Genomic DNA, 18,485 nt, shown 5'->3' with positions numbered 1-18,485 from the left:
ATTGTTGTATAAGTGGAACCCCGTCTTAAATGAAGAACGGGGTTATTATTTTTGGAAGTGATCTCAGCATTTTCATTTAGAAGGAAATAAATTAGCAATGAAATCCGAAAATGTAATCAGCATTACACACTATATCTTTAAGTTATAATGATTTCCGGAAATGAGTTATATGTCCATAATTTTGACAGTACATATACATCTACCGTTGGTTTAGCGCTCTTCACACGTTGGAGGAAGAAGTAAATGCTATTCTGCTAGGGGGTATATGCATTTTATTCTCTATATTTTCACAGCAGAACCACCTCCAAAATTTTCTTTTGCAGTTGAAGTTTTCCGAATAATAAGTTACATTTTTAAAGTTCAAGCAACTTTATGAAAGTACAAAAAGGGGAGAAATATTGTTATTATGCAAAAAATGAAATGGAAGAACTATTTATGTTATTTTGTTATTTTTATACTTCTTGGAACAGCAGTAACAGTCAAACCATCTATCTCAAAAGCTGAGGAATCTGATGTTAATATTACACTGTTAGGTACTGCCGATATTCATGGTAGATTTATGCCTTGGGATTATGCGCTTGATGGTGCAAATACGAGTGGAAGTTTAACGCAGCTTTATACGGTTATAAAGAAGGTGCGTCAAGAAAATCCCAATACCATATTAGTAGATGCTGGGGATACAATTCAAGGAAATTCAGTAGAGTTATTCAATGATCAGCCACAATCGCCAATGATGGTAGCGATGAATGCAATGGAATATGACGCCTGGGCATTTGGAAATCATGAATTTAACTTTGGATTAGACACATTGAAAAAAGTTAGTGAGCAATATAAGGGCAAGACACTAGCAGGAAATATTTATAAGGAAAATGGAGAGCGTTTTCTTCCTGCATATACAATTGTTGAAAAAGGTGGAATTAAAGTCGGGATTATTGGTATGAATACACCAATGATTAGTGATTTTGAAAAAGGGACAGATCATTTGGATGGTTTAGTTGTGAAAAATCCAGTAGAAGAGACAAAAAAGGCAATTAAAGAATTAGAAGGTAAAGTAGATGTAATGGTAGGCGTTATGCATATGGGACTAGAAAATGAGAATGGAATCCCTGGTACTGGTGTTCAAGATATTGCGAATGCTTGTCCGGAACTAAGTGCTATTTTTGCAGCTCATATGCATAAACTTGTTAAAAAAGAAGTTGTAAATGGCGTTATTATTACAGAACCAGATAAATATGGAACACATATCTCACGTATTGACCTTACTTTTACAAAGCAAGATGGAAAGCTGGTTTTAAAAGATAAAACTGCTACAGCTATACCTGTAAAAAATACTGATGGAACAACAATAGTATCTGATCCTACACTTGAAGACACACTGACACCTTTTCACGAGTATGCGAGAGGAGATGCAAATGTTGTTGTCGCTCAATTAAAGGGTAGAAACCTTGTTCCTGAAAATGAAATAAAGGGTATTCCAAGTGTGCAGATTCAAGAGACACCTTTATCAGATTTCTTTCATGAAGTCATGCTCTACTACAGCAAAGCAGATGTAGTCGCCCATCAAATTGATAACGATAATGCCCGTTTGGATGTAGGTCCTATTAAGAAGAAAGATATTGCGTATAACTATCAATATGCTTTGGGAGAAATTACAGTATATAAGGTAACTGGGAAAGACTTAAAAGACTATATGGAATGGGCGGCAGGGTACTTTAACTCATCTCGTGCCGGAGATGTAACAGTTAGCTTTGATAAAACCCGTCGTGCTTCTAAATACAGTACGAACGATTTCTTTGGAGGCGTAAAATACGAAATTGACTTAACAAAACCCTATGGAAGTAGAATTACAAATTTACGCTCTATTCGTACAAATAAACCAATCAAAACGAAAGATGTTATGACGCTGGGAATGAATGCTTATAGAATGGAGGCTCTTCAGGCGAAAGGTGGAGCTTTAGAGGGGCGTAAGTTTGAACAAATATGGTCATCTAAACAAGAGAATGCATTTGGGGAAACTGGTGGCACCATTCGTAACCTTGCTATTACATATTTAAAAGAGGTAAAGAATGGTATATACACACCAAAAGTTATGCATAATTGGAAAATTACTGGGGTGAATACACATTCTTCAGAGCACAAGGCTGTAGTGGATCTTGTGAATAAAGGGATTTTAGAAATTCCAAAAACAGAAGATGGAAAATATACAAATATAGCATCTATAAATACTAAAGATTCAATTACAAAAGAAGAGATTGTAGCACTCTCACAAAAAGTTAATATTAATCCAAATCAGTTTAATCATGTAAAAAGAAAAGGTGAATTTTACAAAAAACTTAGTAGGATAATTAAACAAATATAAAATAGATAGCTCTCGTGCAAAGAACTATTAAACTTGGACATACCATTATCCTAAAAAAGTCTGTGATCGGTATGGAAATATAAAGAATCAACAATAAAAAGTCCCCTGGATCATTAAACAAATCCGGGGGATTTTTTATTTGAATAATTATGGTTTTATTTCTTACTATGCATATTTATAATATGCTTTAAAAGAACATACCTTGAGCTAATAACATGCAATAGATGTGTCCTTTACTATATTTAAATGGGAGACAAATTAAAGATATTTTTGACAAAATAAAAAAGCCTGAAACTCATATGAGACTTCAGCTATCTCATAACGTTACAATCCATCTTTGCAGCTATAGACATACATAACAACATTATATTAAAAAATCTAAATTGTAGATGCGCTGCTTCACTACAGTATTTATATACTATATACATCATAAAACAAAACACGCACTTTCTTTTTCTTGTTTATCAAGGTCATTAGTATTCATTTGATCCATCTTTATCCTAAATCAACTTCATGTCCGAAATATAAGTTTAAATAAGTAATATAAATTATAAGATGTCCTATAACAATTTTTATTTTAATAGCATTAAACCTACTCTTAAAATAGTAAAGAGTGGGTTTTTATGTTGTTATTTAGATGTAAGGGCACTTTGATTAGAATGAATATAGATAATTAACAACTAACCAATTGGATGAGCGCCTAAAAGAGCTCTTTTTTATTGAAATTAATATACATATATGTGTCGTTCTTTATTTATATCATCGACCACATATATGTAATTTTGCATAATGTTACATAAATTGTGTATTTTCCCTTTTTTTCGACAGAAACAGGAAGTATACTTTGTACAAGCTTTCTATTTCAAAAATTATACGAGGTGAACAAAATGAAAAACAAAAAGACATTAACTAAGGTAGCATTAACAACAGGTTTAGCTTTAACGGCTGTTGCACCATACGGAGTAGGTTATGCAGAGGAAACAGATCAACTTCAAGTTCAAATTCAGGAAGAATCGTTCCGTTCGGGTGAACTTACACAACCGTCACAAAAGGCACCAGAGAATGTAGTAAAAGATGCTCTTAAGGAGAAAACAGAACAAGCTCTTTCTTCAAAGCAAGTCAATGGAGAAACAGGAGTAGATTATAAAGTTCTTCAAAAACGTGGTTCATATGATGGGACTACACTTGTACGTATTCAGCAAACATACGAAGGAAAAGAAGTATACGGCCATCAATTAACTGCACACGTAGATAATAACGGTGTTATTAAAAGTATTTCAGGTGATAGTGCGCAAAATTTAAAACAAGAAGAATTGAAAAAAACTATTAATCTATCAAAAGATGAAGCAAAACAATATATTTATACGAAGTACGGGAACGATATCAATTTTATTTCTGAGCCCGAAGTTAAAGAAGTTATTTTTGTTGATGAAAATAATGGACAAGCTAGCAATGCATATCAAGTTACATTTGAAGCTGCAACACCAAAATATGTTTCCGGAACTTATTTAGTAAATGCACAAAATGGTGATATGTTAAAAAATATGGTACAAGAATCTAACTTAAAAGCAAGTGAAAAACTAGTTGGAGCATTAAAGAAAAGTAAAAAAAGCAATCTTACATCATTAACTGGAACAGGAAAAGATGATTTAGGTATATCACGTACATTTGGAATCTCTCAACAAAGTAATGGCAAATATGCCCTTGCTGATTATACAAGAGGGCAAGGAATTGAAACATATGATGTGAATTATAGAGACATTACTAAAGAAGAAAGCTATTATCCTGGTACATTAGCAACTAGTACTTCGACAACATTTAACGATCCAAAAGCAGTAAGTGCTCATTACTTAGCAACAAAAGTATTTGATTTTTATAAAGATAAATACAAGCGTAATAGCTTTGATAATAAGGGACAAAAGGTAGTTTCAGTTGTACACGCTTGGGATTCTGGAGATACGAATGATCCGAAAAATTGGCAGAATGCATTAAGTGCGAATAATGGAAGTATGCTTGTATACGGAGATCCTATCGTCAAGGCATACGACGTAGCTGGCCATGAATTTACACATGCAGTTACTTCTAGCGAATCTAATCTTGAATATTACGGTGAATCTGGTGCGATTAATGAGGCGCTATCTGATATTATGGGAACATCTATTGAGAAATACGTAAACAATGGAAGTTTTAACTGGACTATGGGAGAACAAACTGGATCTGTTTTCCGTGATATGGAAAACCCGGCTTCTGTTCCATCTTCACTTGGAGTACCTTATCCAGATGATTACAGTGAATTTAACGATTTTAATGGATGGGATCAAGGTGGCGTTCATTTTAATTCAAGTATTATCAATAAAGTTGCGTATCTCATTGCAAAAGGTGGAACTCATAACGGTGTAACTGTTAAAGGGATTGGTGAAGATAAAATGTTTGATATCTTCTATTATGCCAATACAGATGAGTTAAACATGACTTCTAATTTCAAAGAGTTGAGATCAGCATGTATTCGAGTGGCAACGAATAAATATGGAGCAAATACTGCTGAAGTTCAAGCAGTTCAAAAGGCATTTGATGCAGCAAAAATTAAGTAAGTTAGAAATATAGTTTTCATTCATATATTATTACATTATGAAAAACAGCTACTGTCATTTTAAAGATAGTAGCTGTTTTTTTATACAGCAATGTATGATTGAAAATACAATTAATAAGCAATAATTAGGTTGTCTATCTTTATGAAGTTACGACACATATATAAGGTTTAAAGTGTATAAAAACAGAAAATTAATAATATATTGACCTCTTAATAGAAAGTGCTATAAAATGAAAGCGATAACAAACGATTGCTTTAAAATGATTTCCTTGATCTTTTAGTATTTACAAATATATGCAGACATAAATAAATCTATTTTTTTAAACATTAATGCAAACGTTTTCGTATTAAAAGATCATTGAAATACATATGTGAAAATAGCCAATTTGGGGGTGAAGTAAAAGAGAGTTCTAGATTAATTTAAGTAGTGTAATTTAGTACGAGCATAATAAATTGTACGTACTATTTAAAGAAAGGGTGTATGTGGTGCAAATGATAAAAAGATTAATTAACAAATCAGTTTTATTACTTACTATAATCGTTATGTTATCATCTGTTTTCTCTTTTCAAAGTGTAAAGGCAGTTTCAAATTCGAAAACAACTGAAGTTATCATTCATTACAAAGAACAGTCTGGAAATACAAAGGATTGGAACCTTTGGTTATGGGGAGAAAATGCGAATGGTAAATCATATGAATTTACTGGTGAAGATGAATTTGGAAAGTACGCTAAGATTAATATAGATGGTGACTATGATCGTGTAGGATTTATCATTCGTACGAATGAGTGGGAAAAAGATGGTGGCGATCGTTGGATTGAAAATATAAAGGACGGTCGTGCTGAAGTATGGATTCTTTCTGGTGATGATAAAGTATATACTTCTAAGCCTTCTTCGGATCTATCAATTCAAAAAGCAACTATTGATAGTTTCAATGAAATTACTGTAACGACTAATGTGCCGTTTCATATTAAGGAACGGAAAATTGAAATTGAAGGCATTAAAATTAAGGATATTAGTCCTTATGATAGAAACATTGGGAATGTTACGAATAAGTTTAAAATAATTACGGAGCAGAAAATTGATTTAAAACAATCATACAAAGTTAAAATCGAAAACGTAGCTGATACGTATACCGAAATCGGTAAAGTCATTCGTAGTGCGGAGTTTGATCATTCATTTTATTATGGTGGTAACGATTTAGGTAATATATATACACCACAACATACAAAGTTTCGTGTATGGGCTCCTACTGCGAGTGAAGCGAAGTTAGTTACATATAAAAAATGGAACGATAAAATAGGTGCTGAAATAAACATGCAACAAAGTGAAAAAGGCACTTGGAAAGCAGAACTTAAAGGGAACCAAAAAGGTCTCTTTTATACGTATAAGGTGAAAATTGGTGATAAGTGGACAGAAGCAGTTGATCCGTATGTGCGTGCTGCTTCTGTAAATGGAGATAAAGGTGCAGTTGTTGATTTAGAAGAAACAAATCCTAAAAAATGGAAAACAAACAAAAAGCCAAAATTTAAAAATCCGGAAGACGCAATTATTTATGAATTGCATGTACGTGATCTTTCTATTCAGCCCGAAAGTGGTATAAAACATAAAGGAAAATATTTAGGTGTAACTGAAAAAGGAACAAGAGGGCCTAAAGATGTGAAAACAGGACTTGATCATATGAAAGATCTTGGTGTTACGCACGTACAGCTTTTACCGATATTTGATTATGCTTCAGTAAATGAAGAGAATTTAAACGAACCACAATATAACTGGGGATATGACCCGAAAAACTTCAACGTTCCAGAGGGATCCTATTCTACAAATCCATATGAGCCAACTGTTCGAATAACTGAATTAAAGCAAATGATTCAAACACTGCATGATAATAATCTTCGTGTTGTGATGGATGTAGTATATAACCATATGTATAACGCTGCTGAATCTAATTTTCATAAGTTAGTTCCAGGTTATTATTACCGTTACAATGAAGATGGAACATTTGCAAATGGAACTGGAGTAGGAAATGATACAGCTTCAGAACGAAAAATGATGAGAAAATTTATGGTGGATTCGGTCACATACTGGGCAAAAGAATACAATTTAGACGGATTCCGTTTTGATTTAATGGGTATTCATGATTATGAAACAATGAATGAAATACGTAAAGCTGTTAATCAAATTGACCCTTCTATTATACTGCATGGGGAAGGTTGGGATTTAAATACACCTCTTGCAGCTGAATTGAAAGCAAATCAAAAAAATGCAGTGAAAATGAAAGGGATTGCTCATTTTAACGATAATATACGTGATGGATTAAAAGGTAGTGTATTTGAGGAGAAGGAAAATGGATTTGTAAATGGAAAGGAAAACATGGAAGACCGTATTAAAAAAGGGATTACGGCAGGCATTGACTACGATATAAATTCGTCTACTTATCAAGATCCAGAGCAGGTGCTCACTTATGTGGAAGCGCATGATAATCATACATTATGGGACAAACTTGAGTTAACTAATCCAGGTGACAGTGAAGAAGTGCGAAAACAAATGCACAAATTGTCTTCTTCGATTTTATTAACATCACAAGGTATTCCATTCTTACATGCAGGACAAGAGTTTATGCGCACGAAATATGGTGATCATAACAGTTACAAATCTCCTGATTCAATTAACCAGATGGACTGGTTGCGCCGTGCAGCATTTAATAATGAGGTAGAATATATGAAGGGCTTAATAGAATTACGCAAAAAGTACTCAGCTTTTCGAATGACATCTCCAGAACAAATAAAAAAACATATAGCTTTTATGGATACTCCCAAAAATGTTGTGGCTTATTCAATAAAGGGAAATGGGAATAAAAATGAATACTTTATGGTGACTCACAACGCAAATAAGGAAGCCGTTGACATAACACTTCCATCGAAAGGTCCGTGGAAAGTACTAGTAGACGGAAAACAGGCAGGTAGTAAAACACTTTACGTTGTCCATGATAATAAAATTAAAGTTCCTGCATTAAGTTCACTAGTTTTAAAAACGGAGAAACCAATTAAATAAAAGCAAATAATGTGGAAGTATATATAGAATTGAGTAATTTAAATACGGATTATAAATGCAAAAAGCGAAGTGACGGTTATTTTCACTTCGCTTTTAAAGTTCATGTAATATAATTTCACATACTGTAATTATATTACAAATTAATAAAAGAGATAGGCAAGGAAACATTGCTATTATGATAGGAGGAGGCGAAGATACCTTGATGTTTATCATTAAAATTATCTAAAATACATTCTTAATTTATATAATTTTTATTACATATTCGAACATATAACGGGCTAGATGTTCGAGTTGTATTAATTTCTACAAATCGTTTAAAGATAAAAAAGGCTTAAAAAGTATATGGCATAAAAAAGAGAAAAGACACCTTAAATGGTGTCTTTTCTCTTTTTTAAATACGATATGTTAGTAACTTACTTGTATGTAATGGTACGTTACATTGTTAAACTAACTTCAAAAGAAAAATTTTAAATTTTTTTCTTAATCTATATGTAATAAATATCACGAGAAAATTTTATCGATATAACAAATAAAACTTTCTCAATATTAATATGTTTAATAACTATACCCATCTGCTTTCCAATCCATTACAATAATTTCACATTGCAAATGCGTCAATGTTCTTAATATTCTAAATGGTTTATACCTTATAGGATTACTATGGGAAAGGATGTGAAATATCTAATAAAAAAACACTTTTTATGATGAAATAAAAAAAATTAATGAAGAAAAAGTTATTTCATTATTTTCAAATTTCGTTGAAGTGCATGTATTTATAATCACTATGAGACAAGGATCAGAATCTAAAAAATATTTTTTGTAGATTAGAAAATTGCATTTCAAAAATAAGTTAAAAGTTTATGGAGGGTTATATGAACGAGAAAATTTATTACTGGTCTCCTATTAAGCATTGGGAAAAGTTGCATAATGAAGTTTTGATAGGGGAAATGAGATTTACAGGCATTCTGTCTGAGTGGTTTCCTGAGTTTTATTTTATGGCTCAAAAAGGTGTAAAAATTAGTAAACTAGTAGAGCGCTTTTCTTTAGGAAATATAGAAGAGACACAAAAAACAATAGAGCTTATGATAAAAAATCGTGTGTTAGTAAGTAACATATTACACCCAAGAGAAGTATTTTCCACACAAGAAAAGATTTTTCCGAATCCATATAGCAACCAGATTCGCTTTTCTAAAGAAGAGTTAGATACGTATATGCGTGAACAATTTAATCGAACGCACGTTGCTGCGCGATCAACCGAAATTCAACTTGAAACAACAAATGAGCTACCCACTATAATCAAGGAACGTAGGTCTTGTCGCCAATTTGATATGAAAAAACATATTAATTTTTTAGAATTTTCCCATTTCATATCAACTCTAAAACAGGTTAGGGAAGAAAAAATATACTATCATTACGCAAGTGCAGGCGGACTCTACCCTATTGATATCTTTGTTTATATAAAACCAAAACGTATAGAAGGTATAAAAGCTGGGTTTTATTATTATAACCCATCAAAAAATAGTCTTGTGATTGTAAACAACATTGATCAAGTAATCAAAAGTGATCATGAGTTAATTAACCAGGATTTATTTACTCAATCTGCTTTCTCAGTTTATTTGGTTTATAATGCGAACGCTTCCATCCCGAAATACGGTTCAGATGGATATTTATTTGCTTGTATTGAGTCAGGCATTATCACTGCTACCTTAAATATGGTTGCTGAGACATTAAATTTAGGCGTTTGTTCAGTTGGTCATATGAAATTTGAAGAGATTCAGCAATTTTTATGTTTGGATAACCATCAAGTATTTCTCCATGGGCTTGAAGTTGGCCTGAAAATTAACGAATAGAAGAAATGAATATTAGGGGGATAAAGATAAACATGCACATTAAAGATCGAAGTTCTATTCATGGAAATAAAGGGGTAGAAGCGTTTTGGAAGGAGCAATTATCTTCCGAGGTTCTTGATTTTTCTATATTTAATAGTGATTACCAACTAAATAAAGAAAATCCTTGTGAGCACGTTCAAATCATAATGAATGTAGAGTTGAGTAAAAGTATACAAAAAGAAAGTAAGTCTCAAGATTTATTATTATTTAGCTGGTTACAGGCCGCGTTAAGGATTTGTTTGGCACACTATACAGATCAAGAAAGAATTACTATTGGTATTCCTGTAATCGAAAAAAATCTTGAAAAAAGCGAGAATCTTAATAAATTGATTCCTTTAGGAAGTGAAATCCATCCGCATCATAGCTTTAAACAAGTAGTGAATCAGATTGAAGAAACGACTTTATTCGGGTATGACAATCAGGGGTATCCACTCTCTGAATTATTAGTGGAACATCCTTTAACTCCTTTTCAAATTATTATTGGGATGGAAGGGTTACATAATAAAAATTCGATAGAAGAATATGCAGAGAATAATTTAGCGGTTTGGATACAAAGAAAATGGAATGAAATACATAATGAATTTGAATTTCAAATTTCTTTCAAATCTCATTCGTTTTCTTCTTTGCAACAGTTTGCAAATTCGTATCTTTATATTTTAAAGCAAGTATTAAAAAATCCGAATTTGGCAGTGAAAGATACGTGTATTATTGCAGAAGAAGAGAAAGAGTTGTTAGAAGGATGGAATAACAGTCATACAAACATAGACTTGTCTCTAACATTTCAAGATTTGTTTGAAGAACAAGTGTTAAAAACCCCAGATCAAATCGCTGTTGTTTGTAATGATCAATATTTAACATATAAAGAATTGAATAAGAAAGCAAATCAATTGGCTTTTATTCTTCAAAGTAAAGGTGTATCCAAGGAAAGTATTATTGGGGTTATGGTAGACCGGTCATTAGAAATGATCATTGGCATGATGGGAATTTTTAAAGCAGGTGCAGCATATTTACCAATCGATCCTAACTATCCAAATGAACGAATTGAATATATGTTACAAGATAGTCAAGCAAAATGTTTATTGAGCAAGCGAACGGAAGTAGAGTTACCGCAATTTGCTGGTGAAGTGCTGTATCTTGATGAGGAACATCTCTTCCAAGGTGAAGAAAGTAATTTAATTCGGGAAGGCGCTCCTAATGATTTAGCTTATGTCATTTACACATCAGGATCAACAGGAAATCCAAAAGGAGTAATGGTGGAACAGAAATCTCTTGTTCATTTTTTAAGTGCAATGAGAGAAAAAGTAAAAGATAATCAATCATTCTTGTTTCTTGCTAGTGTTTCTTTTGATATTTCCTTGTTAGAAATATGTCTTCCTTTAACACAAGGCTCGAAAGTAGTCATTGCTACAGAGGACCAGTTTGCAACAAAAGAATTGGCTCATTTGGTCAAAGTACATAAGGTAGATTTATGGGAATCAACGCCATCGCGAATGGAAGTGATTTTAAGTGATCCAGAAGGGGTAAATTTTCTGAAAGATTTAAAATCTATTTTGTTAGCAGGAGAAGCATTTTCCATTGATTTGGTTGAAAAAATTCGATGCATCAGTGAAGCGACAATTTTAAATATTTATGGTCCTACAGAAACAACCATTTGTGCAACAGTAAAGGATTTGAGCTCCGCCAAAGAAGTTACGATTGGAAGTCCCAATCCGAATTATCATTCCTATATATTGAATAAGTATGGTCAATTAAAACCATTTGGAATTCCGGGTGAACTCTGTATTGGTGGCGTGGCGGTAGCACGAGGGTATCTTGGGAAATCTAAACTGACAGATGAAAAATTTGTACCGAGTCCTTTTACTGCAGGAGAAATGATGTATCATACGGGTGATCTCGTTCGTTGGTTGCCTAGTGGAGAACTTGAATATCTAGGTCGAATGGATCATCAAGTAAAAATTCGGGGATATCGGATTGAATTAAGAGAAATCGAAAGCCAGTTAAGGGAATATCCACAAATAAAGCAAGCTATCGTTGTTGATCAAGTATATGGAAATAGGAAATTATTAGCTGCGTACTATGTATCCGATAATAAGGTCTCTTTTGATGAAATCAGAAAATATTTAAGTGATAAATTACCTGAGTTTATGATTCCTGAAAAAATGATTCAGGTGGAAGAGATTCCGCTGAATCCAAATGGGAAAGTAGATAGGAAAAGATTATTAGATATAACACAAACGGATTATATATCAATTCCATACGTTGCACCGCGCAATGAAATTGAACAAACATTGGTGCATGCATGGGAAAAAGTTATGGAGATTGAGGGCATCGGTATTCATGATAATTTTTTTGCTTTAAAAGGAGAATCGATTAAAGCACTTCAGGTAATTAATTTATTAAGAAAAGACTGCTTAAAAATAAGTACAACAGATTTTTTTAAGCATCCTACGATTGCTCAACTTAGTTCTTGTGTAGAGGTAGAGCATAAAGGGGAAAACTTTGAAAATAGACCAACTCATGTTAAAGATTTGTCTAAGTCATTTCCATTAACAGAGGTTCAGACAGCGTACATGTTAGGGAGGAATTCACAGTTTGAATTAAGTGGTATTTCACCTCAAACATATTTTGAATATGAAACAAAATTGGATATTAATCGTCTTTCAAAAAGCTTTCAAAAGGTAATTCATCGTCATCCAATGTTGCGAGCTGTAATTTTACCAGAGGGAGAACAGCAAATATTACAAAGCGTTCCTGATTACGAGATTGAAATAGTTAGTCTCATAGATTTAGATGATAGGAATCAAAATGCTCGCTTACAAGAAGAACGTTCTCGAATGACTAACCATGTATTCCCTTTGGGGAAATGGCCTTTGTTTGAATTAAAAGCCTTTCTTTTAAAAGAAGACACGTATTTATTATGTTTTCGATACGATGCTTTATTAATGGACGGAGCAAGCATGAACATAGTTGGACAGGATTTGTTGCATTATTATTATAAACCAAATCAAAAATTAGAATCTCTATCTTTTGATTTTCAAGATTACATGTTTATCTATGATGAAATGGAACAAAGTGAAGAATATAAAACAGCAAAAGATTATTGGACAAGTAAGCTTCCTGACTTTCCATTTGCACCTTCTTTGCTGTTAAAAAAGGATCCGGCAGAGATTGCTACTCCTAAATTCCAATCACTTACTAAGATCCTGGACAATGAAAAGTGGACAAAGCTACGAAAGTTAGCACAAGAGAAAGAAGTAACTCCTTCCGCTCTGCTTTGTACAATATATGGTGATGTGTTGGCATATTGGAGTAATCAACGTAAATTTGCAATTAATTTGACTGTATTTAACCGTTATCCTGTTCATGAAGAAGTAGAACAGATTGTGGGAGATTTCACATCGCTTATTTTGTTGGATGTTGATGTAAAACCAGAGCAATCTTTCTTTACTAGAGTAAAAGAAACGCAATCTACTTTATTGGATGGCCTTGAACATCGTCATTACGATGGAGTTAACTTTATTCGAGATTTTACTCGATACCACCAAATGACGCCAAAAGCAGTTATGCCAATTGTTTTCACCTCGATGCTAGCAGGTGCGGGTGCGTTTGCTTGGGAACAGCTTGGTTCTCTTCGCCATATTCATGCTCGGACTCCACAAGTGTATTTGGATAATGTAGTAATTGAAAAAAATGGAGAGTTATTAATTAGCTGGAACTATGTTGAAGAGTTGTTTGATGTTGATGTAATAGAAGCAATGTTTTCCCAATTTGTTGACTTATTGGAACAATTAGTGAAACAAAGCGACATAACATCTTTGCAGATGAAAGAATCGGATCAAACTTTAATTGAGCAATATAATAAAACAACTGAAAAAATACCTTTAACTACTCTGTATCAATTATTTACAGACCAAGTAAAACGTACACCGGATGAAGTAGCAGTGGTATTTGAGCAAGAATGGTTAACATACTCGGAACTTCATAAACGCTCCAATCAAATTGCGCATTTCTTAAAAGAGCAAGACATTGGTCTAGGTGACAAAGTGGGTCTTTTAGCAAAAAGACAAGTTGACACAATTGCTAATATGATAGGTATTTTAAAAGCAGGTGCCGCTTATGTTCCGATTGATCCCGATCATCCTTTAGATCGCCAAACATATATTTTAAAAAATAGCTCATGCAAACTTTTATTAGAACCTAGTCTTTATGAAGAAAAACATTTGTCATTATATACAACAGAAGATATGCCCGCTATTGCTGGTCCAGAAGATCTTGCCTATATCATATACACTTCAGGAAGTACAGGGAAACCAAAAGGAGTAATTATTACTCATCAAGCGGTTGCAAATACCATTCAAGACATTAATCGAAAATATCAGATAAATGAAGATGATCGTATTATTGGTATCTCTTCCATCTGTTTTGACCTATCTGTATACGATATTTTCGGAACGTTAAGCACAGGTGCAATGTTGGTAATGATTCGTGATCCAAGAAACATGCAAGAATTAATCCGTACCGTCGAGCGTAGAGGAATTACAATTTGGAATACAGTGCCTGCAATCATGGATTTGGCATTGGATCAAGTAGGTTCTCATTTTGAACAATCTTCTTTGCGTTTAGTTTTACATAGTGGAGACTGGATTCCACTTTCTTTGCCAGGAAAAATAAAACGGCATTTTCCAATTGCAGAAGTAGTTTCACTAGGAGGAGCAACAGAAGCATCGATTTGGTCAATTTATTATCCGGTCAAACAGGTGGAATCACATTGGAATAGTATTCCATATGGGATGCCTTTGGCGAATCAAACGTATTATGTGTTGAACTATGAAAAGAAAATGTGCCCTGTTGGTGTAATTGGGGATTTATATATCGGGGGAGTGGGCCTTGCTAAAGGATATTTAAATGACGAACAGAAAACGAATGACGCATTTGTATCACATCCTGATTTTGGTCTTTTATACAAGACAGGAGATTGTGGAAAAATGCATCCTGAGGGATATATTGAATTTTTAGGCCGCCAAGATTATCAAGTGAAAATTCAAGGATATCGAGTAGAGTTAGAAGAAATTGCCCATTGTCTTCTAACTTACAAACAAATCGAACATGCTGTCGTAATTGATCAAACAGATGAGAATGGAATAAAATTTTTAGTTGCATATGTGGTAAATGAGCAAAATATTAGTACAACAGAACTACGAAAGCATTTGCGAGATCACTTGCCGGATTACATGATTCCTTCTTATTTTGTTTACTTGGAACAATTACCCTTGACTCCAAACGGGAAATTAGATAGAAAAGCGCTCCCTACTCCAGAGAAACAAAAAAATGAAGTATTTATTGCTCCAAAAACTGAAATGGAAAAAATATTAACTAGTGTTTGGCAAGAAGTACTCAAAGTAGATCGAGTTGGGGTAAATGATCATTTCTTTGCCTTAGGTGGAGATTCGATAAAAGCAATTCAAGTGTCCGTCAGACTATATAGACAAGGATTTGAGCTAGAGCCAAAAAATCTATTTTCATTTCCTATATTAGGGGACATGGTTCAATTTGTTAAAAAGCTAGACCATCTTTCAAGTTCACAAACAAATGATGTAAACAATATGAACGATAATAAAGCTACATTACTAAATGTTAAAGATAAACAACTTAATCAACATATACTTACCAAAATACAAGAAAAAATGCCGGATATAAATATAGAACGTATTTATCCATTAGTACCTTTCCAGAAAGTTATTTATGAACATGCTGCGACTGAACCGGATACAAATGCATATTTTGAACAAATAATTTGGTCACTTGAGGGGGAACTGGATATTGATCTCTTTATTCAGTGTTTCCAACAATTAATTAATCGTCATGATTCTTTAAGAACAATAATTGTGCAAGATGAACAAGCACAACCTTGGCAAGCTGTTCTACATGATGTTCAAATGATTTCAGAGATAAAAAAATTGGTTGATATGACGAAACAAGAACAGCAACAATTCCTAGACCAGTGGATGAATGAAAATTTAAGTCGAGGATTTAAAAATGATGAACTCATGAACCGTCTCTGTATATTCCAATTAGGTAATAAGGAGCATAAGGTGGTTTGGAGTTCCCATCATCTGTTATGTGATGGTTGGAGCGTTAGCATTTTAATAGACGAATTATTCCAACTCTATGAAACAAAAAATGCCGGAACTATGGCGGATTTACCTATTGTAAAACCTTTTGAAACATTCATAAATTGGACTGTAGCACAAGATCATGAGAGAGCACGTCATTTTTGGCGCGATTATTTATCAGGGTACAATTGGAAAATTAGTATTCCTAAAAAGAAAGTAATAACTCAAAGTGAAGGGTTAAACTTCACATTTATGGATTTAACATTAAATAAGGATTTGACTAGTCAGTTACAGGCATTTGTAACTAAAAACAATATAACTATGAATACGGCATTACTAGCTGTATGGGGAATATTGCTTGGCAAATACAATGGAACAAGAGAAATAGTATTACCTAATCTCGTATCAATCAGACCTCCCGAAGTAGAAGGAATTGAAAATATGTTTGGTCTGTTCACAAATGTTTTGCCTATCCGACTAGCATGGACAGAAACGCAAACTTTTGTAGATTTCCTGCAAAAAGTACAACTAGAAACATTGAAGTGTAATGAGTATGCATATTATTCATTTGTTGATATACAAAAGCAAAGTGAATTAAAAACCGAGTTGACTGACCATCTTTGGGTTTTTGAAAACTATCCAACTAACCAAGCTATCTTCTCTTCAAATGAAAACAGAAATTTTGCTATCACAGATTACGAAGTTGTTGATGAGCCGCATGTAAAGTATGGAATTATGTGCTTCCCTGAAGAGACACTTACAATAAAGTTTGGATATAATCAAACCGTATATGAAGCAGCAACAATACAAGAAATATTGAATCACATCCATCAGTTAATCAACATGATTCTTCAAAATCCAATACAGGCAATCGGTGAATACAAATTATAAAAAATAAAAAGGCGAGAAAGAACTCGCCTTTTTAAATAGAATAGGGGTAAACCAAATGACAAAAAACCTGCAGTTATCAGCCGAAGAGATGCGTCAGTTAGGATATCAAGCGGTTGACTTAATTGTTGATCATATGAATCATTTAAAAAGTAAACCAGTTTCGGAAACGATTGATAGTAATATTTTTAGAGACAAGCTAATTGAAACGATTCCGGAAAACGGATCCAATCCAAAAGAGTTACTTCATTTCCTTAATAACAATGTGTTTAATCAAATTACTCATGTGGATCATCCTCATTTTATGGCTTTTGTGCCCGGTCCTAATAATTATGTTGGTGTAGTAGCAGATTTTTTAGCAAGTGGATTTAATGTATTTCCTACAGCTTGGATAGTAGGTGCAGGTGCTGAACAAATTGAATTAACGACAATCAACTGGTTAAAATCAATGCTAGGATTCCCTGATTCAGCAGAAGGACTATTTGTCAGTGGCGGTTCCATGGCTAATTTGACTGCACTTACTGTAGCGAGACAGGTCAAGTTGAATAATGACATAGAAAATGCGGTTGTGTATTTCTCTAACCAAACTCATTTTTCTGTAGATCGAGCACTTAAAGTATTAGGGTTTAAACATCATCAAATTTGCCGAATTGAAACAGATGAAGAGCTAAGAATTTCAGTTAGTACTTTAAAAAAGCAAATAAAAGAAGATCGATTAAAAGGGAAAAAACCATTCTGTGTTATTGCCAATGCAGGGACAACGAATTGCGGAGCGGTGGACTCTCTCGATGAATTGGCTGATCTATGTGGTGATGAAGATGTATGGCTACACGCGGATGGGGCTTATGGGGCTGCAGCAATTCTCAGTGAAAAAGGGAGGGAGTTGTTAAGAGGAATTCATCGTGCTGATTCTTTGACGTTAGACCCGCATAAATGGCTTTTTCAGCCTTATGATGTTGGTTGTGTACTCATTCGAAATAGCCAATATTTAAGTAAAACGTTCCGTATGATCCCAGAGTATATTAAGGATACGGAAACTAATTTAGAAGAAAAAGTGAATTTTGGGGAGCGCGGAATTGAACTTTCTCGTAGATTTAGAGCATTAAAGGTATGGCTTTCTTTTAAAGCATTTGGAATCACAGCTTTTCGTGAGGCAATAGATCATGGTATTATGTTGGCTGAACAAGTTGAAGAGTTTTTAAGGAAAGAAAAAGATTGGGAAGTAGTAACACCTGCTCAATTAGGAATTGTTACTTTTCGTTACATTCCTTGTGGTCTAACGTCTACAGATACAATTCATGAAATAAACAAAAAACTGGTGGAAGAAATTAATCAAAGAGGATTTTCTATGCTAAGTACGACTAGATTGAAAGAAAAAATAGTAATTCGACTTTGCTCTATCAATCCAAGGACAACAATAGAAGAAATGCTTCAAATCATGATGAGCATAAAAGCAGTGGCAGAGGAAATAAACACTTCGTCTAAACATCTTATATCTGTTTCTCAGACTTGATATATTAGGTAAGTTTTACGTAATAATAGCCGATTTAAAAAAATCGGCTATTATATTTAAATAAATACTCACCAATGCAAAC

General features: G+C 33.5%; 6 protein-coding genes. All 6 read left to right on the top strand.

The window, feature by feature from the left end; translation table 11 throughout:
- Window positions 1–406 precede the first annotated feature (406 nt).
- The 6 genes from ACU8YW_RS13500 to ACU8YW_RS13475 all read left to right on the top strand — a co-directional run bounded on the left by ACU8YW_RS13500 (window position 407) and on the right by ACU8YW_RS13475 (window position 18,403).
- The gene (locus tag ACU8YW_RS13500; RefSeq protein ID WP_426934272.1) at window positions 407–2,359 is read left to right on the top strand and encodes a bifunctional metallophosphatase/5'-nucleotidase; all 1,953 of its coding nucleotides are present in this window, start codon (window positions 407–409) and stop codon (window positions 2,357–2,359) included.
- Between the two features lie 887 nt (window positions 2,360–3,246).
- Window positions 3,247–4,950, top strand: a complete 1,704-nt coding sequence (locus ACU8YW_RS13495) for a M4 family metallopeptidase (protein ID WP_426934273.1) — start codon at window positions 3,247–3,249, stop codon at window positions 4,948–4,950.
- 485 nt (window positions 4,951–5,435) lie between these two features.
- Window positions 5,436–8,000: a type I pullulanase gene (gene pulA / locus ACU8YW_RS13490; protein WP_426934274.1), complete on the top strand. Its 2,565-nt coding sequence runs from the start codon at window positions 5,436–5,438 to the stop codon at window positions 7,998–8,000.
- A gap of 872 nt (window positions 8,001–8,872) precedes the next feature.
- Window positions 8,873–9,850 carry a SagB/ThcOx family dehydrogenase gene (locus ACU8YW_RS13485; protein WP_061672242.1) on the top strand — a complete coding sequence of 326 codons (978 nt, stop codon included), beginning with the start codon at window positions 8,873–8,875 and terminating at the stop codon, window positions 9,848–9,850.
- A gap of 32 nt (window positions 9,851–9,882) precedes the next feature.
- Window positions 9,883–16,893, top strand: a complete 7,011-nt coding sequence (locus ACU8YW_RS13480; RefSeq protein ID WP_426934275.1) for a non-ribosomal peptide synthetase — start codon at window positions 9,883–9,885, stop codon at window positions 16,891–16,893.
- Window positions 16,894–16,948: 55 nt separating this feature from the next.
- Entirely contained in the window at window positions 16,949–18,403 is a 1,455-nt protein-coding gene (locus ACU8YW_RS13475) for an aromatic-L-amino-acid decarboxylase (protein ID WP_088609384.1), read from the top strand.
- Window positions 18,404–18,485 lie beyond the last annotated feature (82 nt).

This window comes from Bacillus pretiosus, assembly GCF_052947655.1.
The sequence above is the reverse complement of the archived record's forward strand: the minus strand, read 5'-3'. Positions and strand labels throughout refer to the sequence as shown.

Bases quoted from the DNA above. Each gene is read 5' to 3' on its own strand.
- ACU8YW_RS13475 (WP_088609384.1), top strand. From the start codon at position 16,949: ATGACAAAAAACCTGCAGTTATCAGCCGAAGAGATGCGTCAGTTAGGA.
- ACU8YW_RS13485 (WP_061672242.1), top strand. From the start codon at position 8,873: ATGAACGAGAAAATTTATTACTGGTCTCCTATTAAGCATTGGGAAAAG.
- ACU8YW_RS13480 (WP_426934275.1), top strand. From the start codon at position 9,883: ATGCACATTAAAGATCGAAGTTCTATTCATGGAAATAAAGGGGTAGAA.
- ACU8YW_RS13495 (WP_426934273.1), top strand. From the start codon at position 3,247: ATGAAAAACAAAAAGACATTAACTAAGGTAGCATTAACAACAGGTTTA.
- ACU8YW_RS13500 (WP_426934272.1), top strand. From the start codon at position 407: ATGCAAAAAATGAAATGGAAGAACTATTTATGTTATTTTGTTATTTTT.